General features: G+C 36.4%; 17 protein-coding genes and 2 pseudogenes. 12 read left to right on the plus strand and 7 right to left on the minus strand.

The features are described 5' to 3' along the window. Positions 1-1,470 (plus strand): annotated as a pseudogene (locus tag ACKI2P_RS02595) (hypothetical protein); the annotation flags it as partial. 251 nt (positions 1,471-1,721) lie between these two features. Next, positions 1,722-3,170, plus strand: a complete 1,449-nt coding sequence (locus tag ACKI2P_RS02600) for a dihydrolipoyl dehydrogenase family protein (RefSeq protein ID WP_407374733.1) — start codon at positions 1,722-1,724, stop codon at positions 3,168-3,170. A 31-nt stretch (positions 3,171-3,201) separates the two neighbouring features. On the opposite strand, the gene ACKI2P_RS02605 is transcribed toward ACKI2P_RS02600, so the two are convergent. Next, the gene (locus tag ACKI2P_RS02605; protein WP_407374735.1) at positions 3,202-3,936 is read right to left on the minus strand and encodes a hypothetical protein; all 735 of its coding nucleotides are present in this window, start codon (positions 3,934-3,936) and stop codon (positions 3,202-3,204) included. A 119-nt stretch (positions 3,937-4,055) separates the two neighbouring features. On the opposite strand from ACKI2P_RS02605, the gene ACKI2P_RS02610 reads away from it, so the two are divergent. Both ACKI2P_RS02610 and ACKI2P_RS02615 read left to right on the plus strand, forming a co-directional pair. Then, entirely contained in the window at positions 4,056-4,703 is a 648-nt protein-coding gene (locus ACKI2P_RS02610; protein ID WP_407374737.1) for an SDR family oxidoreductase, read from the plus strand. A gap of 267 nt (positions 4,704-4,970) precedes the next feature. Then, a complete protein-coding gene (locus ACKI2P_RS02615; RefSeq protein WP_407374739.1) occupies positions 4,971-5,156 on the plus strand; it encodes a hypothetical protein in 186 nt (61 codons plus the stop codon). A gap of 9 nt (positions 5,157-5,165) precedes the next feature. Here ACKI2P_RS02615 and ACKI2P_RS02620 read toward each other — a convergent pair whose 3' ends face one another. After that, positions 5,166-6,566 (minus strand): MFS transporter, encoded by a 1,401-nt coding sequence (locus ACKI2P_RS02620; RefSeq protein WP_407374741.1) that lies wholly within the window; start codon positions 6,564-6,566, stop codon positions 5,166-5,168. Between the two features lie 139 nt (positions 6,567-6,705). Here ACKI2P_RS02620 and ACKI2P_RS02625 point away from each other — a divergent pair, with 139 nt between their 5' ends. Continuing rightward, on the plus strand, positions 6,706-7,698 hold the full coding sequence (locus ACKI2P_RS02625) for an NADH-dependent flavin oxidoreductase (RefSeq protein ID WP_407374743.1): 993 nt from the start codon (positions 6,706-6,708) through the stop codon (positions 7,696-7,698). A 66-nt stretch (positions 7,699-7,764) separates the two neighbouring features. Continuing rightward, a complete protein-coding gene (locus tag ACKI2P_RS02630) occupies positions 7,765-8,028 on the plus strand; it encodes a zinc ribbon domain-containing protein (protein WP_407374745.1) in 264 nt (87 codons plus the stop codon). Between the two features lie 35 nt (positions 8,029-8,063). On the opposite strand, the gene ACKI2P_RS02635 is transcribed toward ACKI2P_RS02630, so the two are convergent. Together ACKI2P_RS02635 and ACKI2P_RS02640 are read right to left on the minus strand one after the other, a co-directional pair. Beyond that, positions 8,064-8,831, minus strand: coding sequence for a nitroreductase family protein (locus ACKI2P_RS02635; RefSeq protein ID WP_407374747.1), 768 nt, complete (start codon positions 8,829-8,831; stop codon positions 8,064-8,066). Positions 8,832-8,891: 60 nt separating this feature from the next. Beyond that, positions 8,892-9,851: a PLP-dependent cysteine synthase family protein gene (locus tag ACKI2P_RS02640; protein ID WP_407374749.1), complete on the minus strand. Its 960-nt coding sequence runs from the start codon at positions 9,849-9,851 to the stop codon at positions 8,892-8,894. A 119-nt stretch (positions 9,852-9,970) separates the two neighbouring features. Between ACKI2P_RS02640 and ACKI2P_RS02645 the strand changes: the two genes are divergently transcribed. Beyond that, a complete protein-coding gene (locus ACKI2P_RS02645; RefSeq protein ID WP_407374750.1) occupies positions 9,971-10,708 on the plus strand; it encodes a hypothetical protein in 738 nt (245 codons plus the stop codon). Positions 10,709-10,766: 58 nt separating this feature from the next. Here the strand turns inward: ACKI2P_RS02645 and ACKI2P_RS02650 are convergent, their stop codons facing one another. Together ACKI2P_RS02650 and ACKI2P_RS02655 are read right to left on the minus strand one after the other, a co-directional pair. Beyond that, the gene (locus tag ACKI2P_RS02650; protein ID WP_407374752.1) at positions 10,767-11,894 is read right to left on the minus strand and encodes an MFS transporter; all 1,128 of its coding nucleotides are present in this window, start codon (positions 11,892-11,894) and stop codon (positions 10,767-10,769) included. A 49-nt stretch (positions 11,895-11,943) separates the two neighbouring features. Next, complete coding sequence (locus tag ACKI2P_RS02655; RefSeq protein WP_407374754.1) at positions 11,944-13,089, minus strand: MFS transporter; 1,146 nt, start codon at positions 13,087-13,089, stop codon at positions 11,944-11,946. Positions 13,090-13,249: 160 nt separating this feature from the next. Here ACKI2P_RS02655 and ACKI2P_RS02660 point away from each other — a divergent pair, with 160 nt between their 5' ends. Together ACKI2P_RS02660 and surE are read left to right on the plus strand one after the other, a co-directional pair. After that, positions 13,250-14,095, plus strand: a complete 846-nt coding sequence (locus ACKI2P_RS02660; RefSeq protein ID WP_407374756.1) for a pyridoxamine kinase — start codon at positions 13,250-13,252, stop codon at positions 14,093-14,095. A gap of 101 nt (positions 14,096-14,196) precedes the next feature. After that, positions 14,197-15,012, plus strand: a complete 816-nt coding sequence (surE, locus tag ACKI2P_RS02665) for a 5'/3'-nucleotidase SurE (protein WP_407374758.1) — start codon at positions 14,197-14,199, stop codon at positions 15,010-15,012. Positions 15,013-15,046: 34 nt separating this feature from the next. On the opposite strand, the gene ACKI2P_RS02670 is transcribed toward surE, so the two are convergent. Beyond that, a complete protein-coding gene (locus ACKI2P_RS02670; RefSeq protein WP_407374760.1) occupies positions 15,047-16,435 on the minus strand; it encodes an MFS transporter in 1,389 nt (462 codons plus the stop codon). Between the two features lie 130 nt (positions 16,436-16,565). Between ACKI2P_RS02670 and ACKI2P_RS02675 the strand changes: the two genes are divergently transcribed. The 3 genes and pseudogenes from ACKI2P_RS02675 to ACKI2P_RS02685 all read left to right on the plus strand — a co-directional run bounded on the left by ACKI2P_RS02675 (position 16,566) and on the right by ACKI2P_RS02685 (position 19,736). Then, on the plus strand, positions 16,566-17,639 hold the full coding sequence (locus ACKI2P_RS02675; protein ID WP_407374762.1) for an acyltransferase: 1,074 nt from the start codon (positions 16,566-16,568) through the stop codon (positions 17,637-17,639). Between the two features lie 270 nt (positions 17,640-17,909). Continuing rightward, a pseudogene (locus ACKI2P_RS02680) lies at positions 17,910-19,116 on the plus strand (transposase). Positions 19,117-19,277: 161 nt separating this feature from the next. Further along, on the plus strand, positions 19,278-19,736 hold the full coding sequence (locus ACKI2P_RS02685; RefSeq protein ID WP_407374764.1) for a MarR family winged helix-turn-helix transcriptional regulator: 459 nt from the start codon (positions 19,278-19,280) through the stop codon (positions 19,734-19,736). The last annotated feature ends 140 nt before the right edge of the window (positions 19,737-19,876 follow it).

The raw sequence follows: 19,876 nt of genomic DNA on the forward strand, positions 1-19,876 counted from the left end.
GTTACTGTTGTTGATGTATTGCCTAAAGAGTTGATTAATCCTGAAGTTATCAATCTTGGTTATTCAGGTAAATTTGACGGCAAGACCTGGACTATTGATGAAATTGCAGCTGGTGATGAGAAAGTTTTAGTCTTAAGGACTATTGTCAATGCTACCAACACTACCATTGAGAATTATGTTAACGTAACATCTGATATCTTCGATCCAAATCCATCAAACAACAATGCTACAAACAGCACTGTTATTCCACCTGAAGCTGATTTGGAAGTAACAATCACAAACGACCATGAAAATGATACCTGCCACATAGGCGATGAGGTAACATGGACTATAACCGTGACTAACCACGGTCCTGACGATGCTATTAATACAATATTGGATGACATTATTCCTGAAGGTTTAGAATTCATCAATGCTACTACCGAAAAAGGAACTTACGACAGTGAAAACGCAAAATGGACTATTGGTGATTTGCCTGTAGGTGAAACCGTAACTTTAACCGTTAAGACTAAAGTAGAACTTTCAAATACAACCCTTACTCAAGATGTGAATGTTTCTTCTGAAACTTACGATCCTAATATGGCTAACAATAAGGATAACAGCTCCGTTGATGTTGCTCCTGAGGCTGATTTAAAAGTTACTGTAGAAGTTTCTGATAAAGCTCCTCACAACGGCGACACAATCACTTGGAGTGTCATTGTAACCAACAATGGCCCTGATACTGCAGAAAATACTGTAGCATCTTTTAAATTGCCTGAAGGGGTAATTTATGATACAGATGATTCAGATGGAGAGTACGATCCTGAAACAGGTATCTGGACAATCGGCAATCTTGAAGTAGGAAAAACCGTAACATTGAAAGTAAAAACAGTTGTTGACGTAACCGATGCTACTATTGTTGGTGAAGCTAACGTTTCATCCGATACATATGACCCTGACATGACCAACAACTATGATGACGAACCAACCACAGTTCCACCTGAGGCTGATTTGGAACTCATCAAAGAGGTCAACATCAAATATGCATATGTAGGCGACAAGGTTATCTGGACTATTACAGTAATCAACCACGGTCCTGATACTGCCAAAGGTGTAGTTGTTGCAGATGCCATGCCTGAAGGTTTAAAACTAATCAGTGCAGACGCATCTCAAGGTATTTTCATCAGAGGATATTTCATTTGGTTAGTAGGTGATTTGGATGCTGGAGAAGAGGCAACCCTCATACTAGTAACCGAAGCTTTAAGGGAAGGAACCTTTGTAAATGCCGCTGCTGTCATGAGTGAAACTTATGACCCTGACCTTTCAAACAACTATGACAACGCTACTGTAGATATTAAACCAGTTCATAAAAATGGAACACACGATGTTCCATCAGAACCTGTCACATTGCCTCCTACAGGTAATCCTATTGTGATGGTTCTTTTGGCATTGATTTCAGTTGTTGGCGTTTCAATAAGAAGAAGAGACTAAACACTTAAAAATGGGAAATTAATTTTTCCCATATTTTTTATTTTTTGCATTATTTTCAAAGTATTGTTTTATTGATTTTATGATTGATATTTCAATAGTTTGATTAAATATCTTATTTTTAATTGATTGAATTTTTAAAATTATTAAATTTCCTTTTCAAACAATAGGTTTTGCATTGTTTGTGATGTATTCAAAAGATTTAATACAAGTTTTTTACATAATATTTAGTATTTGATTAAGAGGTTAAATTTATGGATTATGATGTAATTTATATCGGAAGCGGAAACGCCGCCTGGCAGGGCGGAAGGTTTCTTAGAAAAGCCGGACTTAAGATACTGATTGTTGAGGAAAGCCTGTACGGTGGAACATGCGCAAACAGAGGATGCAACTCAAAAGCTCTTTTGGATGCACCTTATGAAATCAAGGCACTTGCAGATAATTTCGAAGGCGTTGGAAAAGCAGGCAACTTTGAAGTGGACTGGCCAAGTCTCATGAAGTTCAAAAGAAAAAGAATAGCCAACATGGCACCGTTTCTGGACGGTAAATTCGACGAATATGACCTTGACGTTGCCCACGGAAAAGGCGTTATCGTAGATGAACACACAGTACAGGTCGGCGAGAAGAAATTCACAACAGATAAAATAGTCATCGCAACAGGACTCAAGCCTGTCATTCCTGATATCAAAGGTAAGGAATATCTTCATGACAGTACCGATTATCTTGACATCGACGAGCTTCCGCACCATGCCATAATCATAGGTGCAGGATTTGTCGGAATGGAATTCGCATCAATACTTGCGGAAGCAGGCCTTGAGGCCGATGTCATAATCAGAGGAAATATGGCTCTTAAATATTTCCACCAGCCATATGTCCAGAAGGTAATTGAAATATTAAAAGAAAAGAATATCCGTTTCCACTTCAACCAGACAGTAAGTGAAGTAATTTCAAACGTTGAAATCGATGATCCGCTAAGCAAGGTCCTTAATGTCACATCAGCCCAGAATTCAGATGAACTTTTAAGGGACCCTGAAGCAAAAATAGACAATAAGGCTTATGAAAACGGTTTTACAGTAAAATGTGACAGCGGACTGGAACTGACAGGAGATTATGTCGTTGCTGCAATGGGAAGGGAAGCAAACGTTGAAGATATTGGCCTTGAAAACGTTGGACTGACATATACAAAAACCGGAATAAAGGTCAATGACTACCTCCAGACAGATGTGGAAAACATCTATGCAGTAGGGGATGTTGCAGACAGCGGTGTTGCAAAGCTTGTAACCGTTGCAATCCACCAGTCAAAATATCTTGCAAAACACCTTCTTGGAAAAGCTGATAAAATAACATATCCTGTAGTGCCTGCAGTGGCATATACTATTCCGAGAATTGCAACAGTCGGAGTTCCGGCCTATGTTGCAGAAAAAAGCGATGAATATGAGGTTCACCAGATAAGATACGGAAGATCATATTCACTGGAACTTAAAAACGACACAACTGCTGAGGCAAAGGTTATTGTAGATAAGGACCTTCAGATTGTGGGTGCTGAAATCTATGCTGCTGATGCTGAAAACGTTGCAAACATGTTTGCATTCATCATAAACAAAAAAATTACTCTTGAAGAGCTGGACTATATGATTTACGCATTCCCTTCAAGCAGTTCTGTATGTCTTTATAAATTGCACAATATCCATTATGATTTATAAACATAGGTAATCCTATGTTTTAACCTTTTTTTTAGCTGAATTCCAGATTGTCAACAGCAGTGATAAGCTCAAGCATGTGCATGTCCTTTTCGCTTTGGGAAGCAAAGCTGTATTCTTCAAGATAAAATGCCGGAACGCCGTTTTCATTTAAAGGTATTGTCAGATAAGGTCCGCTTGTAGTGGATTCAAGAGGATAATATGATATGTTTTCGCATTTTTCCCCAACTTCACGTGCATAATCAACACCCAAACCCTCTTTGACAGGGATGAAAACGAATGTCTTATACGGATATGCTCCGATGTTTGAATGGATGTCGATTGCAAGTTCATAATCTCCATCAGCAATTTTTGGATAGACATATTTTAAAGCAAGGTTCTGACCGTTCTGACGGCCTGGGCTGTTATCGGATGAGCCGTCACCGTAATGGCCTATATCTTCTGTAACGTTGATGATGTATATGTCATAGTTATAGTTTAAATCATCAATGCCTGGAAGCATATTCAGAAGTGTCCGGTGTGTTTCGTTTTCAAGGGGATGCACTCCAACGACATATGCAATCTTTTTACCTTCCGGATTTCCGATGTTTCTCATTACCTGAACAAATCCTTTGTCGTTAATCGTATCATTTGCGATGGTTTCATAACTGATTGTTGTGTTTTTAATCTCACTGCCATTGTCTGAATGATGCAGATTCATTATTCCAAAAATCAAAATGGAAATAATTGCTATCAAAAGCAAAATTATAATATGCTCTTTTTTAATCATTATATAAATTTATTATCTTCTTTTAAATAAAATGTATCGATTGGTGGCACACATGCCACTTCAAGATTATATATGATGATTTTTTTATTTATATTTAGTTAAAATTAAAAGGTGATAATATGAAAACTATAGTAGTTGTAGGTGCAGGTAAAGGAATGGGAAATCATATTGCAGAAAAGTTTGCCCAAAACGATTTTAGAGTTGTACTGATGGCAAGAAGGGCTGAAGCATTGGATGAATATGTGGGTGAATTTGAAGCTAAAGGATTTGATGCTTACGGTGAGGTGGCTGATGTGACTGATATGGAATCACTCACCAAAGCATTCGACAATGTCATAGCTAAATTCGATTCAATAGATGTTTTGGTATATAATGCCGCACATATGGATGCGGGCAACGCTTCAAAGCTCACAGCTGATGAAATGGTTGAACACTTTAAGACAGATGTCGTCGGAGCGCAGGTCAGTGCAACCAAAGTCATTCCTGTCATGAAAGAGCAGGGTGAAGGTGCAATTCTCTTTACTGGAGGACTCTTCGGTGTACATCCTAATGCTTTTTATGAGTTTGCATGTATGTCCATGGACAAGGCCGCTTTAAGACAGCTTGTGCAGATGCTCAACCAGGAACTTGCAGATGACGGAATATTTGCAGGTATCGTCAATATCATGGGTGTTGTCGGAAGCGATGACGTTCACCAGCCTTCAAAAATAGCTGAAAAATATTGGGAGTTATATACTTCAAGAAAAGATTTTGAAATCTGTTATTAGTTTAAAAATGTTTGTAAAAAAAGTTTTAAATAAAAAAGAAGAATTAATTTAATTTGATTCTTCCTTTTCTTTTTGTTTTTGTTTTAAATTTTCTATACCAATTATCATATTTTTTACCTCCGTTATGAATAGGTTTTCAATTTGTATTATGTTTTCATAGTATATAAATATTTAGGTATACCTAAATTTTTAAAAAGGAAATGCTAAAAATGACAACCTTGATTAAATTTAAATATTCAGGCAAATAAATTAAAAAATGGTGATTAGATGCATAAGATTTGTCCAAGATGCGGTTCAAAAAATGTAAAATGGATCATTCCCCAAAACTGGTCACAGTGGATTTGTTATGACTGTGACTATACCGGACCAATCGTTGAGGGAAATGATGAATTTGCACAGGAAATCCATGAAAGCTATTTGAAGCATTTAAAAGAATCCGAAGAGGATGAATAGCTATTTTTTTTAATCGTCATATCTTCTTTTAATCCAATCGGGCATCAGGTTTCTGAAAATCTTTATGACTTCTGGATTGATTTCTAATTTGTACTTGTATCTGCTGTAGAACAAAAGCAATGATCCTGAAAGGGCAAGGATAGCGCAAATAAGCATCATATAATGTATGGATGCAAATATTTCCAGTTCTAAATCTGAACTCATAGTGGTGTTTCCAACAAACACTGACAAAAGGACTGAAAATATGCATCCGCTTAAAATCTTTCCGAATTCCTTACTTGTTGAGAGAAGTGAACTTGCATCAGGAAGGTCCTTTTCATCAACCAGTGTCAGGACATACTTGTTGTTTGGTGCTGAAAACAATCCGTTACCTAAACCCTGAATGAAACAGGCAACAAGTACAAAATTAATTGAATATCTGTCCATATATGTATACATCAGCATTGAAAGGAACATCAAAAACAGGGAGGTTCCTGAAATCATCCTTGGGTCAATCCTGTTTGAAAGCCGTCCTGCTGGAGGGGCCATTCCAACCATTATTATAGGAGTAATCATCAGAATCAAACCGATAATATATTCGCTGAAATCCATTGAGTACAGCAGATAGAATGAAAGTGTGGTAGTTGTAATTGAAGTGCAGAAGTATGCTATCATCGCTGCATAGTTTCCAATCACGTAATTGATGTTTCTCATCAGATTCAGATTATAAATCCTATTTTTGATTCCACGCTCATGTCTGATGAATAAAATAAAGATGACAGCACTCATCACTACAAATATCAAACCGTATGTGTCAATGCCTTCAAGTCCTATGGTAAAGAGAGCCATCATAACAATATACAACAGACAGCCTATATTGTCGATAGGTTTTTTTTCGGTTGTCCATTCACCTTTAACCTTGCTTAGTAAAATCAACTGTATTGCAATAATTGGCAGCAGAATAAGAAATGCTGTTCTCCAACTTGCAAAATACACCATCATTCCCATAAATGAAGGGGCAACAAGCATTCCTATATATCCTGCAGATACCACTATTCCCAATGCTGATCCGACTTCACTTTCTGGGATGTCCTCAACAATCATGACGTATATACTGATTGCAAGGGAAGCGGAAGTTAAACCCTGAATTAATCTTGAAGCCAGAAGCATGTACGGGTCCACTGCAAAAAATGACAATCCAACTGATAAAAGAAGCCCATAAAGACTGATTCTGGTACATCTTTTCACTCCGTACTGTGAAATGACTTTGGCGAATGGAATGCAGAATGCAACCAGTGTACATAGATATATAAGGTTTACTGCCATAATGTTTCCGGCATTGAAATTCAAATCGATAATCATGTCTGGAAGTGCGACTACTGTCATGTTTGCAATAAGCTGCTGAGTCAGCTGGGACAGTGCAGCTATCACGATAGTAAGTGTTTTTTCGTTAAGTTTGATAAAATTCCTCCTTAGTATGACTATATATAAATTATATTTTATATTTTTTTCATGAGTAATTTTAAACTTACTTATTTGTTTTTATAATATGTTTGTTCAATTATTTTATATGAAAGATATTTTTGATAGATGTAACTTAGGCGACTTGAAACTAAACAGCCGCATTATCAGAACAGGTTTGTGGGAATCCGAGCAGAATGACTTGAATGCCATCTATGAGAGATACGATAAGATAGCTTCAAGTGGTGTCGGACTGGTTACTTCAGAGTTATATTCAATTTATCGAAAAGATAAATTCGAAGAGCATTCATTCAGGATGAGCAGTCCGAATTTCCAGACTATGGCCCGTAAGATAGCTGAAATATGCCATAGTTATGATGTTCCTATCCTGGGACAGGTGGAATTCATCAAATATAATCGGGGAATTGATTTGGACATTCCGGTAAACGAACTGACAATTGAAGATATTAGAAAGATACAGACAGACATTATAGAGGCTGCCCAAAGGCTTCAGTTCTGTGGCTTTGACGGTATACAATTATCAATCGGAAACAATTTCTTTTTATCAAAGTTAATAAATCCATATTACAATCAAAGGGAAGATGATTATGGTGGAGATGTATTCAACAGGATGCGAATGGTTTTGGAGCTGATTAAGGTCATGAAAAACAATTTGAATCTGCATATCTCATGTAAAATAAACACTTTTGATGAAAGAAAAGACGGATTTGGCATTGAAGAAAGTCTTCAATCCTGCAAATTGCTTGAAAAAGTAGGTGTTGATTCAATTCAGGTTACAAGGCCGTTGTCACCTTTATACTTTACCAAAAAATTATCAGGTGAAGATGAACTGATTGACTATACCAAAGAGCTTATCTCCAGTGTTGATGTTCCTGTCATAGTAGGTGGAGGGTTCAGCAATAGGGACCATATGAATGAAGTGCTGAACAGTACTGATATTGAATTTCTCTCAATGTACAGGCCATTTGTCTGCCAAAATGACTTTTTGAAAGATTGGAAAAACGGCAGTCAAATTCAGTCAAGATGTCTGATGTGCAACAACTGTTACCGGACTAAAAAGAGCAACTGCTATCACTTTTAGAATTTGAAAATATTTATCAAATGCTCTTGGGAAATTTATTAATATAAATGCCGACCAACTATGTATATGAATTTTGAAGATATGAATTTTTGCCAGTCCTGCGCAATGCCTATGGGTGAGGATGATTTCGGAACCGAAAAAGACGGATCTGCAAGTACAGACTACTGTAAATACTGCTATCAGAATGGTGAATTTACACGTGACTGCACTATGGAGGAGATGATTGATTTCTGCGTTCCAAAAACTGCTGAAGCTACAGGCATGAGCGAAGAGGAAGCTAGAAAAATGTCAGAGGAATTTTTCCCAAAACTTAAAAGATGGTGTGAATAGATAATAATTTCATGCCATTTGTATCTTTTTTTATATTATAATTTTTTAACTTTCAAATCTTTCCTTGGAACAATTCTTTGATATTTAACATTCGGGTACCCGATAACCATGCATGATACAACATCATGCCCCTTTTCCAGTTCAAGAAGTTTTTTAAGCTTGCGGCTCATTTTTGTGCACATTACAAAAAATCCGCTGTAGAGAACTCCAAGGCCCAGACTTTCAGCCATTATCTCCATATATGAACTTGCAAGGCCTCCGTCGACATTGCTTTTGCTTGAAACCACAATAACCAGTGGTGCGCCTTTGAAAAAGAAATTATCATCAATATCAATTCTCTTTAAAAAACTGCTAAGGGGAGATCCAACCTTTTGACCTCTTCTGAATAGCTTTAGGCAAATCTCTTCTGCTTCTTTTTGTTTAGAACCGAGGATTGTATATGAGACATTTTGTGAATTGGCTCCTGTAGGTGAGTAGCGTCCGGCTTCAAGGATTTTACTGATTTTTTCTTCCTCTACAGGCTGCTGTTTAAATTTGCGTATTGTCCTTCTGCTTTTCATTGCAGTTAAAAGCATATCGCTGTCAATTTCTGTCATTGAAACGACAGGTTCGTCCCTGCAGTCGTAGTTTGCCATATTGATCGCACCTTTTGGACATACCGCATAGCAATGGCCACATTCCATACATCCTTTGTCGCAGGTTTTGATTGCATTGTTTTCAAGGTAAAGGTAATTGTTCGGACACTCCTCAATGCATGATGAGCACAGAATGCATTGTTCGGTGTCTATTTCTATCGGATTCATGATTTTTCCTCAGTATTGGTGTATTTGTGTAGTTAAAAAAATGATGATGATTAAAAAAGGTTAAATGACTTCAAAATCAATGAGCTTGATTTTGTTTGAAAGCAATTCAGAATCGTTGTCTATGTCTTCTGATAACTTTGTTGTTATGTATTTTTTGTTGTCGTCGGGAAATACGGTAGCTATTTTATATTCGTTGCAGTTTTTCAAAACGCTTGCAAGGAAGTTTGCTCCGCTTGAAATTCCGATTCCCAAACCAAATTCTTTTGCTATTCTTTTTGACATGTTGATTGCATCCAAATCTTCAATCAGCACGATATCGTCAATTATGTTTCTGTCAACTATTCCCGGAATAAAGTCATCGCCTATTCCTTCAATCATGTGGGATCCTTCCTCCATACCCATCTTGAGGATGGACAATGTGGAAGGTTCGAGGGCGAATATTTTTGAATCAGGATTGTTGTCCTTAATTCTTTTTCCGATTCCGATTAATGTCCCTCCGGTTCCGATTCCTGATACGAATGCATTCACGTCAGGTATTTTATCGATGATTTCCTGACCTGTTGTTTTATATTGAGCTTCAGGATTAAATGGATTGTCAAATTGCAGTGGTCTGAAAGCATTGTTTTTGAGGGCGAACTCTTCTGCAAGTTCAAGTGCCCTTTTAAATCCTCCTTCCTCTTTTGATACGAGATGAACATGGGCTCCAAACATTTCAATTATATTTCTCCTTTCAAGGGAAACCCAGTCCGGCATGAAAATGTGGACGTCATGACCCATATAGGCACCTATTGCGCTGAATGCGATACCGGTATTTCCGCTTGTAACTTCAACAATTGCCTGACCATCCTTCAGATTTCCAAGTTCCTTTTCCTTTTGAAGGATGTATAATGCGATTCTGTCTTTTATGCTTCCTGTATAGTTGTAGTATTCAAGTTTGGTGTATATGCAGTCCTTTCTTCCTTCATATTCATAGTTAATCTTTATCATCGGTGTGTTTCCGATTAGCTTTTCGATACTCATAATATTTCAATCCATTTAATATAACTATTGATATGTATGTATCTAACTTTTAAAATACTTTTTTCAAATTTCCCTGTTTTGGCTAAAATTTATTAATTCCTAAACTTAATATTTCATTGATGTTAAAAAATAGAATTCGTTTAATCATAATACTGGCGATAGTGGTTCTTGTTTTGGGATTTGCCATAAGCAACATCTTCATGTCAGGTCATGAGGAAAATGCCCTGAGCGACCCTAAATTTGTTCACGAAACTATTGTAAACAATACGACCGAGCCGTTAGGTTCTGTCGAGGTGATAAAAAACATCGGAAATCCGAACGGTCAAAAAATAGCTTATGTAGTAGGGGTTCATCCTCTTGAAAACGATACTCACAAGACATTTCTCAAGATGATTCCTACTTTGGATACATTCAACAACTGCTATGATGTTTATATCATAAACCTGACTGAGGATTTCAGCCAATATGGTCAGCTGCTTCCGGACGACCAGCCGGGAAGGGCAACCGGTCAGGATATGGCATACAAGTATGTCTATCCTCAGATTGTCAAAGGAGGCTATAAAATGGCATGTGACGTGCACGCACACGGTGGAGCATACGGTGACCACAACACCTTCGTATTCTGTCCTGTTTCAGGAGGTGTTGGTGAAAGCCTGGCAATGAACGTATCTAAAAGCACCCAAAACGTATCCTATTATGATCCTGAGTTTACAACAAGCGGACCGTACCTTACCATTCCACTGAATGAAAACGGTGTGCCTGCATTCTACTTTGAGGAAAACAGTTTCTTCTCACAGGACGTTAAGGATGCCCACATGCTGGAACTTATACATGCAATAGATAATCTCAGCCTGTGAGGTTGTCTCTTTTTTTTTATTTTTCAAAAGAATTGATTAGTGATGGTTTATTTTTAAATTATTTGACATTCGGATAGTATTTGATTCTTGTTAAAACAAACGGTACTGCGAGAAGCATTGCAATCATTGACCCTATGAAGATAAAGACTATGCTTATGATGTCTATGATTGCTCCTCCAATCATTGTTCCCAGAAATATTGAAAAGTTGCACATCAGAAGATAGATTCCGTTGGCGAATTCAGGTGACTGGCGCACGGATGAGGTTACCCAGTACTGTGCAACGGTATTTGCTGCACCGTCGAAAATTGAAAAAATCATAAGTACCATGAACTCGAAAAACGGCAGTCTTACAAACAATCCCATTGCAAAAAGCACAGCTACAAATCCTATTGGGTAGAAGATGATTGATATCTTGGTGTTTTTCTGAAGAAGATATCCGTAAAATACTGTTCCGAACATTGATATGAGCCCCATCAGGAACAGTGTTACAAACAGCATCTCCCCGTTAATGTCTGTGACCTGTGAGAGGTACAGCGGAATGTAGTTGTATGTGATGCTTATTCCGATTACCATAAATAAAACGAAAAGTATTGACAATAAAAACAGTTTGGATTTTGCATGGCTCATCTGGAGAATTACAGGTTCCTTGTTTCCTTCAAATTCAGGGATGAAAAGCAATGTCAATACAACTGAAAGAACGTTGATTAGAACATACCACAGCATTGTCATCTGGAATCCGTAATTGAGACCGAGATATGTGGTTATGGAAAGTCCCAGAATGCTTCCGGATGAAACTCCTAAAACTACCTTGTTTGTATCGTTTGGTTTTATCTCACCGACGATGGTTAATGCCGCACTCACGGCTATCGGATAGACGAATGCAGGTATCATCCTGAATGCAAGGCCTACAAAATAGTTTGAGATGAACATCTGGACTATGTTGCACAGTATTGTAATGCATAATATGATGATTATCATTTTTTTCTTTTCGAATCTTGAAAAGAGCGCCGGTGTAACGAGGCTTGAAAATCCAAGTGTTCCCGCAAATATGCTCGCATAAAGGCTGGCATAATATATGGATACATTGTAGTAGATTTCTATAACTGAAATGATTCCCACCAAAGAGAGTAAAGTTGACAGTGAGAAGCACACGCAAGCCAATGACCAAACAGTTTTATTTACCATAATATCTGTTTTGTTTAAAAAAATATTTAAAGATATCTTAAATGGTTAATCATTGTTTATCTGGGTAGAATTTGACTCTTGCAAGAACAAAAGGCAGTGCGAGAAGCATTGAAATCATGGAACCGATGAAGATAAAAAGTATGCTTATTATGTCTATTATCGCTCCTCCTATCATTGTTCCCAGAAATATTGAAAAATTAATCAGTAAAAGATATATTCCGTTTGCAAATTCAGGCGCTTCGGGTAAAGAGGAGATTATTGCATACTGGGCAACGGTATCTATGGAACCGTCGAAGATTGAAAAAATCATAAGAATAAGGAATTCAAAAAACGGAAATCTGACAAAGGTTCCCAGTGCAAACATGACGATGATAAAACCGATCGGATAGAAAATGATTGATATTTTGGTGTTTTTCTGAAGAAAATATCCATATAAAATGGTTCCGAACATTGATATGAGGCCCATCAGGAAAAGGGTAACGAAAAGCATGTCCCCGTTTATGTCTGTCACCTGTGAGAGATACAGCGGAATGTAGTTGTATGTGATGCTTATTCCGATTATCATCAGCAAAACGAATAATGTTGAAAGTACAAAGAGCTTTGATTTGGCGTGACTTATCTGAATCATAACAGGTTCCTTGTTTCCTTCAAATTCAGGGATAAACAGCACTACCAAAAGCAATGACAGGGCGTTTATGAGTACAAACCAGATCATTGTCATCTGGAATCCGTGATTGAGGCCGAGATATGTGGTTATGGAAAGTCCCAGGATGCTTCCGGAGGAAATCCCTAAAACTACCTTGTTTGTATCATTTGGTTTTATCTCTCCGACGATTGTCAGGGCGGCGCTTACAGCTATCGGATATGTGAATGCAGGTATGATTCTAAAAATCACTCCGACATAATAGTTTGAAACAAACATCTCGATTAGATTGCAGATTATGGTGATGCACAATATGATGATTATCATTTTCTTCTTTTCGAATCTTGAAAAAACTGCAGGCAAAACAAGGCTTGAAAAACCCAGTATTCCGGCAAAAATGCTAGCATATAGGCTTGCATAGTAAATGGAAACATTATAATAGATTTCAATAACTGAAATGATTCCAACTAAACTAAGCAAAGTCGAAAGCGAAAAGCACACACATGACAGTGACCAAACAGTTTTATTTACCATAGTCATATTTTGTTTCATGGATATTTAATTTGTTCTATAAATCAATACTTTTGGGCTATCAAAAGGAATCAAAAATGAATGCTAAGGTAATGCACAATAAAGTACAACAAAGCTTTATATAATACCTTACATAAATTAGAATACACAATTGGGAGTGAAAATTAGATAGGTTGAAATAATGAACGACAATACGAAAATTTTAACTATTCAGGACATATCCTGTTTTGGACAATGCTCTATAACCGTTGCACTGCCGGTAGTTTCCGCATTCGGAATAGAAACAGCTATTCTTCCATCAGCAGTACTTTCAACACACACATCTGGGTTTACGGATTTTACTGTTAGGGATCTGACAGAAGACCTGCCTGAAATCAGAAAACATTGGGAGAAGGAAGGAATAGACTTTGATGCCATCTACACAGGATTTATAGCATCAGCAGAACAGCTGGATTACATCAAGGATATTATAGATTCCAGACTCAAACAAGATGGAATTGTATTTGTTGACCCGGCAATGGCGGATAACGGTGAATTTTACAGTGTCTTTGACCAGGAATTTGCTGACAGGATGGGGGAGCTCTGCAAACTTGGGGATTTCATACTTCCAAACACAACCGAAGCCTGCTTCATACTTCACAGGCCATGGAAAGAAAAATTCACAAAGGAGGAAATGCTTGAGATGGCTCGGGAGCTATCACAGTTCACAAAAAGATACGTGATATTGAAGGGATATGAAAACGAAAATCACGAAATGGGAATGATAGTTCTTGACAAAGTGGAGGATAGAGTCGAAATTGTCTACAACGAGAAGGTCGATTACATGTCCCACGGAACAGGAGATGTTTTCGCATCATCATTTGTAGGCTCAGTAATGGTTGGAAAATCACCTGAAGCGGCCGCAAAGATTGCAGGAGAATTTACAAAAAAGGCAATCGAAAAGACAATAGGTGATGAAACCCACACATATGGTGTAAAATTCGAACAGGCAATTCCTGAACTTTACGATTTGCTAAAATCAATTTAAGACTTTTGTACTGCATGGAGTTTTGCAGTACTCTAAAACTTTTTTTCAAAAATAATATTAATACATAAAATCATAATATCATTATAAAAGGTTTTGATATTATGAACATTCTAATATCCAATGATGACGGGGTATTCGCTCCGGGAATTCTGGCGGCTAAACAGGCAGTTGAAGACCTGGCAGACGTAACTGTTGTGGCACCTGATGTAAACAACAGCAGTGTAGGCCGTCGTCTGACATTATTTAAACATTTGGAACTTAAAAAATGCACTCTTGAAGATGGAAGCGAAGCCTATTCAGTTTCAGGAAGTCCTGCAGATTCCGTTGTCGTGGGAGTAAAGTACGTAATGGATGAAAAGCCCGACCTTGTAATAACAGGCATCAACCAGGGCGTCAACATAAGCTGTGACATTACATCATCAGGTACGGTATGTGCCGCATTTGAAGCGGTAAGTCTCGGCATTCCGGCCATTGCGGTTTCACTGTTTGTTGACCCGAAAACAGCATACAAACAGGATGAAAACGGTGAATGGTACGTTGACTATGACTTTTCACTGACAAAAAAAGTTCTGCATGACCTTGTTTTAAAGATTATTGATGACGGATTTCCAGAAGGTGTTGATCTGTTCAACCTGAATGTTCCTTCAAACTATGAATCCGAAGAGGTTAAAATCACCACATTGTCGCCGAAAATGCTTGACAAGATTGTAATTGACAATACGAATGAGGAAAAATCAGAAATATTCAACTATTCTCTTGAGGAAAATTCCGATTCAGACGATTTGATTATGATTACTCCTGATTTGGTAAAAGAATATGCCGACGACACTGATGGATATGCCCTTTTTGTCGACAGATGCCCCAGCCTGACACCTCTTGACGTTAACATGACCAGCCATAAACTGAATGACTGGTAGATTTAAAAATTACTTTTCAACCATAATTAATGTACTATTGGTTTTCTTTCATTGTTTGAATTTGTGCATCACGGCCTTTGAGCTTCAGTGTAAACATGAATGCAATAAATGCAACAACGGCAGACAGATAAAGGCTTAAAATGTAACCCATAATTCCTGAAAATGAAGCTATTATACCGCCTATGAGCGCTCCCCCTATAAGCTGGCCCGCACTAGATAGCATGTTGACGATTGCCTGGCCGGAGCCTCTCTCATAAGGTTTTGTTTCGCTTAGGACGATGTACCTTAAAGGTGCTCCGATAAGGGTTACAAGACCTACTCCAACCAGAAGTCCCGCAGCAATAAAAAGAATCATGCTGTCAGGTTTCATTGCGATTACAATCAATCCTATGGCTAAAATCACTGTTCCGAATGACATGATTTTTCGAGATCCCACAGAATCCAGTATTCTTCCGATTATAGGCGCTGCAAAGGCATTGGCTCCTAAAATAGGAATGAGCATAAGGCTTGCCTGCTGGTCGTTTAAAGCCATTGAAAGAATAACCAGAGAAGGCATGAAAATTGTAGTGGAGTTAATGATTCCGTATGAGAGCGTTTCAATACATGCAATTGCCATGTCCCTGTTTTTTAGAAGATGTATTGCCACAATGGAATCCTCAGCTCTTTTTTCAATAGTGAAAAATACAGGTATCAGCACAATGAACGCAATAATATACGGAGCCACGTTTAATGACATAAGGCTGTTTATGAAATTGCTTGAATCAATCTGGTTAAGTCCGTATGAGAGAAATACGGCAAGAAGAGTAAGTATTGCAATTCCGAGATAGTCGATTTTAAGCTTTCTTGAGTTTCCAAAGTCCGGAAGGATATGGTATGCAAAGGCCATTAGAAACACTGCAATCGGAATGTTTATTGTAAAGCACCACTGCCATCCGAACGGTATAAGCGCCGCACCGACAAGAGGTCCTCCTATGGCTGAAATTCCAAAAACGCTTCCCAATATTCCAAGGGCCCTTCCTCGCTCTTCAAGGGGAAATTCGTCTCCTATGAATGCCGCACCTACAGGAAATATTCCACCGCATCCGAAACCCTGGACGATCCTTCCCAAAAATATAAAATGGATATTGGGTGAAAATGCTATCATTGCAGATCCCAAACCGAATAGAAACGCATCCATAATGAAAATTCTTTTACGGCCGTAAAAGTCAGAAAATTTGGCCATAATCGGTGAACCGATCATGAAAGCTATTACAAAAAGGGTATAAATCCAGCTTGATGTTCTGCTTGTTATGCTGAAGCTTTGCTCGATTGAAGGCAGTACAGGACCTATTATTCCTGTGTCGAGTGAGCCCATAAATACGCCTATTAAAAATAATACCAATATCAAATTTCTTGTTCTTGTATCCAATGATTTGTCTTGCATGCAAATTACGTCTTTCCGGTTGATTAAAATGATATGTTAAAATATATCTTAACTTATAATTATCTTTATCATTAAAATTTTTGATGTAATGTTTTTTTATTTGATTAAATAAAACTGATATGTAGATAGCATGACCAAAACAAGAATATTTTACTATGATGTATTGAGGCTTATGGCAATAATCGGAATAATATTCTGCCATACTGCACTTCAATATGTTATTGCGGATATGGGGACATTCAATTTTTATGTATCCTCATTTTATGACTGTTTTAGGGATTTTTGCATTCCAATCTTTGTCATGCTGAGCGGGGCCCTGCTTTTAAACAAAAAAGATACTTTAGGATCATTTCTAAAAAGAAGGTTTTCAAGGATTTTTGTCCCATTTCTTTTCTGGGTGCTGATTTACATCATATACTCAGCCATATTCGTCAAAGGGTCATTTGAAATCTCATATGCCTTTGATATCTTTTTGGGAAAAGGCGGTACACTGGGGGTTGCATTCTGGTTTATATGGATGATAATAATTGTATATATTGCCATTTTTATCATCAACTGGATAGCCGAGAAATTTAATTTCAGCAGCAGATTTTTCGATGTGCTGGCGGCACTTTCAGTAATATTCATCCTGATGCAGCAGTTCGGCTTAATCAGTGTAGGCCGAGAGTTTTCACTGATTTATTATTATGTGTCATTTATAAACTATGCAGTTATAGGATATTATCTTTCAAGAAACTCCTATCTCGATAGAATTATCGGCCTTAAAGGGGCAGTTATTTTGACATTTATCATGTCTTTTGGACTGTATCTGTATTATATCTGCGGCTATGTTGTGCCTCAATCAATGTCTGCAGCCCGATTCACATATTTGGGATATTTCACTGTAATCATTCTTTTAATTTCGTCAGGCATATTTGTAATGTTCAAATATCTGGATAGGACTGATCTGTCATCAAAAATACGTGACAGTGAATATGGAAAAGCCATTGCTGTTTTAAGCCAGTTCAGCTACGGAATATTTCTCACACATTACATGATTCTGCATATCCTTAAGATGCACATAAACAGTTTCATTCCTCTTTTAACTCTCAATTCGATAGTTGCAATACCTGCGCTGGTATTTCTCACATTTATTGTATCACTTTTGATTCTTCTTGTTTTAAACAAAATTCCGTATCTGGATATGGTAACCGGAAAAAATTAGAGTTTCAGTTTTTTTACCCTACGGGGAATAAATGTTTAAGTTAAATGCTTAATATGCCAAACTTATGAAATCAAATTTATTAAATCATATTTTTTTTTAATTATGTTTAAATATTTGAGTCTGTAAAATTTTATAGGCTTCTTTCAAATTTTATTTTTTTACACTTGAAATTTCACTTCGATAAAAATTCGTTCTAATTTTTCTTTAATTTCAAAATAAATGGTTAAAAAATAGTAAATTACTTAAATAAGTGAGGACAAATAATAATTTATGACCAAACAAATTTTAAATGTCCTCAATAGTAATATAGACTTTATACAACTTAAACTTTTTGATTTTTCTGACGAAAAAATTGATTGTGAAAAAATCATTTCAGAAAGACCCAATAAAAACCCAAAAATTGAAAATACAAATCAAAAACTATTTTTAGATGAAAATAACACTTTTAAATATGATAATCCAATTTGCCCAGTTTGTGGAAGCCACAAAATAATTAAAAAAGGCACAATAACAAAAAACAAACAAAATATCAATGGAAACATCACAGAATTCAGAGAACAGCAATATCAATGCAAAAAATGCAACAAAAAATTCGGAATAAGCAACAATCCACTAATAAAAAATAATAAACAGTATTTACAGGAAATAATTGATAAAATACCTGAAATAATGAAAATCGGATATCAATCACTTCGTAAAATAAGTAAATACTTCCAAATATTTCTTGGAATACGAATATCTCACCAAACAATCCGAAATTGGTCAAATCAAAATCACGAAGAAACAATCACTAACGAAGAATTTGAATATTCTGGCTACTATTTATATGATGAGCAATTTTTAAGACTTAATGGAGTTAGACACTACAGATTAACATTATATGACGCAATACTCAATGTTCCAGTCTCAGAAAGAATAGTACGTCGCAGAATACCAAAAAACACAAAAAAAATTTATTCTAGATTCAACGGCAAATAAACCATTTATTTGCTTAACAACAGATTTATTCCCAATGTATCGTAATGTAGCAGATGAAATAGGAGTAAAACATCAATTATGTACATTTCACCTATTCCAAACAATCAATCACAAATTAAAAGTGTATTGTAGGCGAAAAAAGATAAATGGTAATAAAAGAGATTATATTTACGAAAATGCGCAAGAATTAAAAAATTGCTTCAGACAAAATTCAAAACAAGAAGCAATTGAACAATTTAAGCAATATTTGCAGAATTACAGAGCCATTCCAGTAGTATTAAAAGATTTCATAAGAAAACACATCATAAATCACTTTCACAGATACGTAGAACACTTAGATGATGAAAATATAGAAAAAACATCGAATAAAGTAGAAAATTACTACAGACAAACCAATCCAGAAATAATAAAGAAATTATACAAAACTAAAAAAGGAATTCTGACATTCTTAGACTTCCAAATGCAAAATTGGACACAAAAACATATAAAAATCAAATAAGCCTATAAAATTTTACAGACTCAAAAAAAGGAAAATATAACTCATTGTCACATAATTTTGGCATAATTGCTAAACACATCACTTAATCTAAAAAATATTTAAATTTTAAATGAAAAAAATGACAAATAAACTATTGACTAAAATTTAAACTGAGGAATACCATGGTGGATAATTCAAACTGGCAAAAAGACAGAATTGTTTTAACTCCGACAAACCTGTACATGGAGTACATATTATTAAGTTATAATAATTTTTTGAAGGACAAACTGAATGATGTTGAAATCACTTACGGCGAGTTGACATATATCTACAACATCAAATTCTTCCCATTAATTTCCCAAAGAGAATTGGCGGAAATCTTATTCGTTTCTGAAGCGAATGTTGCCAAAATGGTAAAAAAATTGGTCCGAAAGGGAATTGTCGAAAAGAAAAAGGATGAAAACAACAAAAGCCGAAATGTTCTTAAATTGACAGACAATGGAGAAGAGCTATTCGTTAAAATTAACATCATTACATGCGGATGGGAAAGAGAAATCACCAAAAATTTATCCAATGACGAATTTTTCAAATTTAAAGAACAGCTATATGATTTTGTCAAAGAATCCACCGAACTGAAATAAAGTAACCTTTATATATTACCTCCCTTAAAATAAATAAACAAGTCTTAACCAAGTTAAGTCTTTTATAAATTAACGAGGTAAATACAATGTCAATATATGATTTTGAAGTAAAAGACGGTGACGGAAACATGGTTTCCCTA

The sequence above is a fragment of the Methanobrevibacter sp. genome, from assembly GCF_045541095.1.
In the GTDB taxonomy this organism is placed as follows: domain Archaea; phylum Methanobacteriota; class Methanobacteria; order Methanobacteriales; family Methanobacteriaceae; genus Methanocatella.

What these genes read in the sequence shown, in the direction of transcription:
- ACKI2P_RS02600 (WP_407374733.1), top strand. Translation starts at nt 1,722, where the DNA reads ATGGATTATGATGTAATTTATATCGGAAGCGGAAACGCCGCCTGGCAG.
- ACKI2P_RS02605 (WP_407374735.1), bottom strand. Translation starts at nt 3,936, where the DNA reads ATGATTAAAAAAGAGCATATTATAATTTTGCTTTTGATAGCAATTATT.
- ACKI2P_RS02610 (WP_407374737.1), top strand. Translation starts at nt 4,056, where the DNA reads ATGAAAACTATAGTAGTTGTAGGTGCAGGTAAAGGAATGGGAAATCAT.
- ACKI2P_RS02615 (WP_407374739.1), top strand. Translation starts at nt 4,971, where the DNA reads ATGCATAAGATTTGTCCAAGATGCGGTTCAAAAAATGTAAAATGGATC.
- ACKI2P_RS02625 (WP_407374743.1), top strand. Translation starts at nt 6,706, where the DNA reads ATGAAAGATATTTTTGATAGATGTAACTTAGGCGACTTGAAACTAAAC.
- ACKI2P_RS02630 (WP_407374745.1), top strand. Translation starts at nt 7,765, where the DNA reads ATGAATTTTGAAGATATGAATTTTTGCCAGTCCTGCGCAATGCCTATG.
- ACKI2P_RS02635 (WP_407374747.1), bottom strand. Translation starts at nt 8,831, where the DNA reads ATGAATCCGATAGAAATAGACACCGAACAATGCATTCTGTGCTCATCA.
- ACKI2P_RS02640 (WP_407374749.1), bottom strand. Translation starts at nt 9,851, where the DNA reads ATGAGTATCGAAAAGCTAATCGGAAACACACCGATGATAAAGATTAAC.
- ACKI2P_RS02645 (WP_407374750.1), top strand. Translation starts at nt 9,971, where the DNA reads ATGTTAAAAAATAGAATTCGTTTAATCATAATACTGGCGATAGTGGTT.
- ACKI2P_RS02650 (WP_407374752.1), bottom strand. Translation starts at nt 11,894, where the DNA reads ATGGTAAATAAAACTGTTTGGTCATTGGCTTGCGTGTGCTTCTCACTG.
- ACKI2P_RS02655 (WP_407374754.1), bottom strand. Translation starts at nt 13,089, where the DNA reads ATGAAACAAAATATGACTATGGTAAATAAAACTGTTTGGTCACTGTCA.
- ACKI2P_RS02660 (WP_407374756.1), top strand. Translation starts at nt 13,250, where the DNA reads ATGAACGACAATACGAAAATTTTAACTATTCAGGACATATCCTGTTTT.
- surE (WP_407374758.1), top strand. Translation starts at nt 14,197, where the DNA reads ATGAACATTCTAATATCCAATGATGACGGGGTATTCGCTCCGGGAATT.
- ACKI2P_RS02670 (WP_407374760.1), bottom strand. Translation starts at nt 16,435, where the DNA reads ATGCAAGACAAATCATTGGATACAAGAACAAGAAATTTGATATTGGTA.
- ACKI2P_RS02675 (WP_407374762.1), top strand. Translation starts at nt 16,566, where the DNA reads ATGACCAAAACAAGAATATTTTACTATGATGTATTGAGGCTTATGGCA.
- ACKI2P_RS02685 (WP_407374764.1), top strand. Translation starts at nt 19,278, where the DNA reads ATGGTGGATAATTCAAACTGGCAAAAAGACAGAATTGTTTTAACTCCG.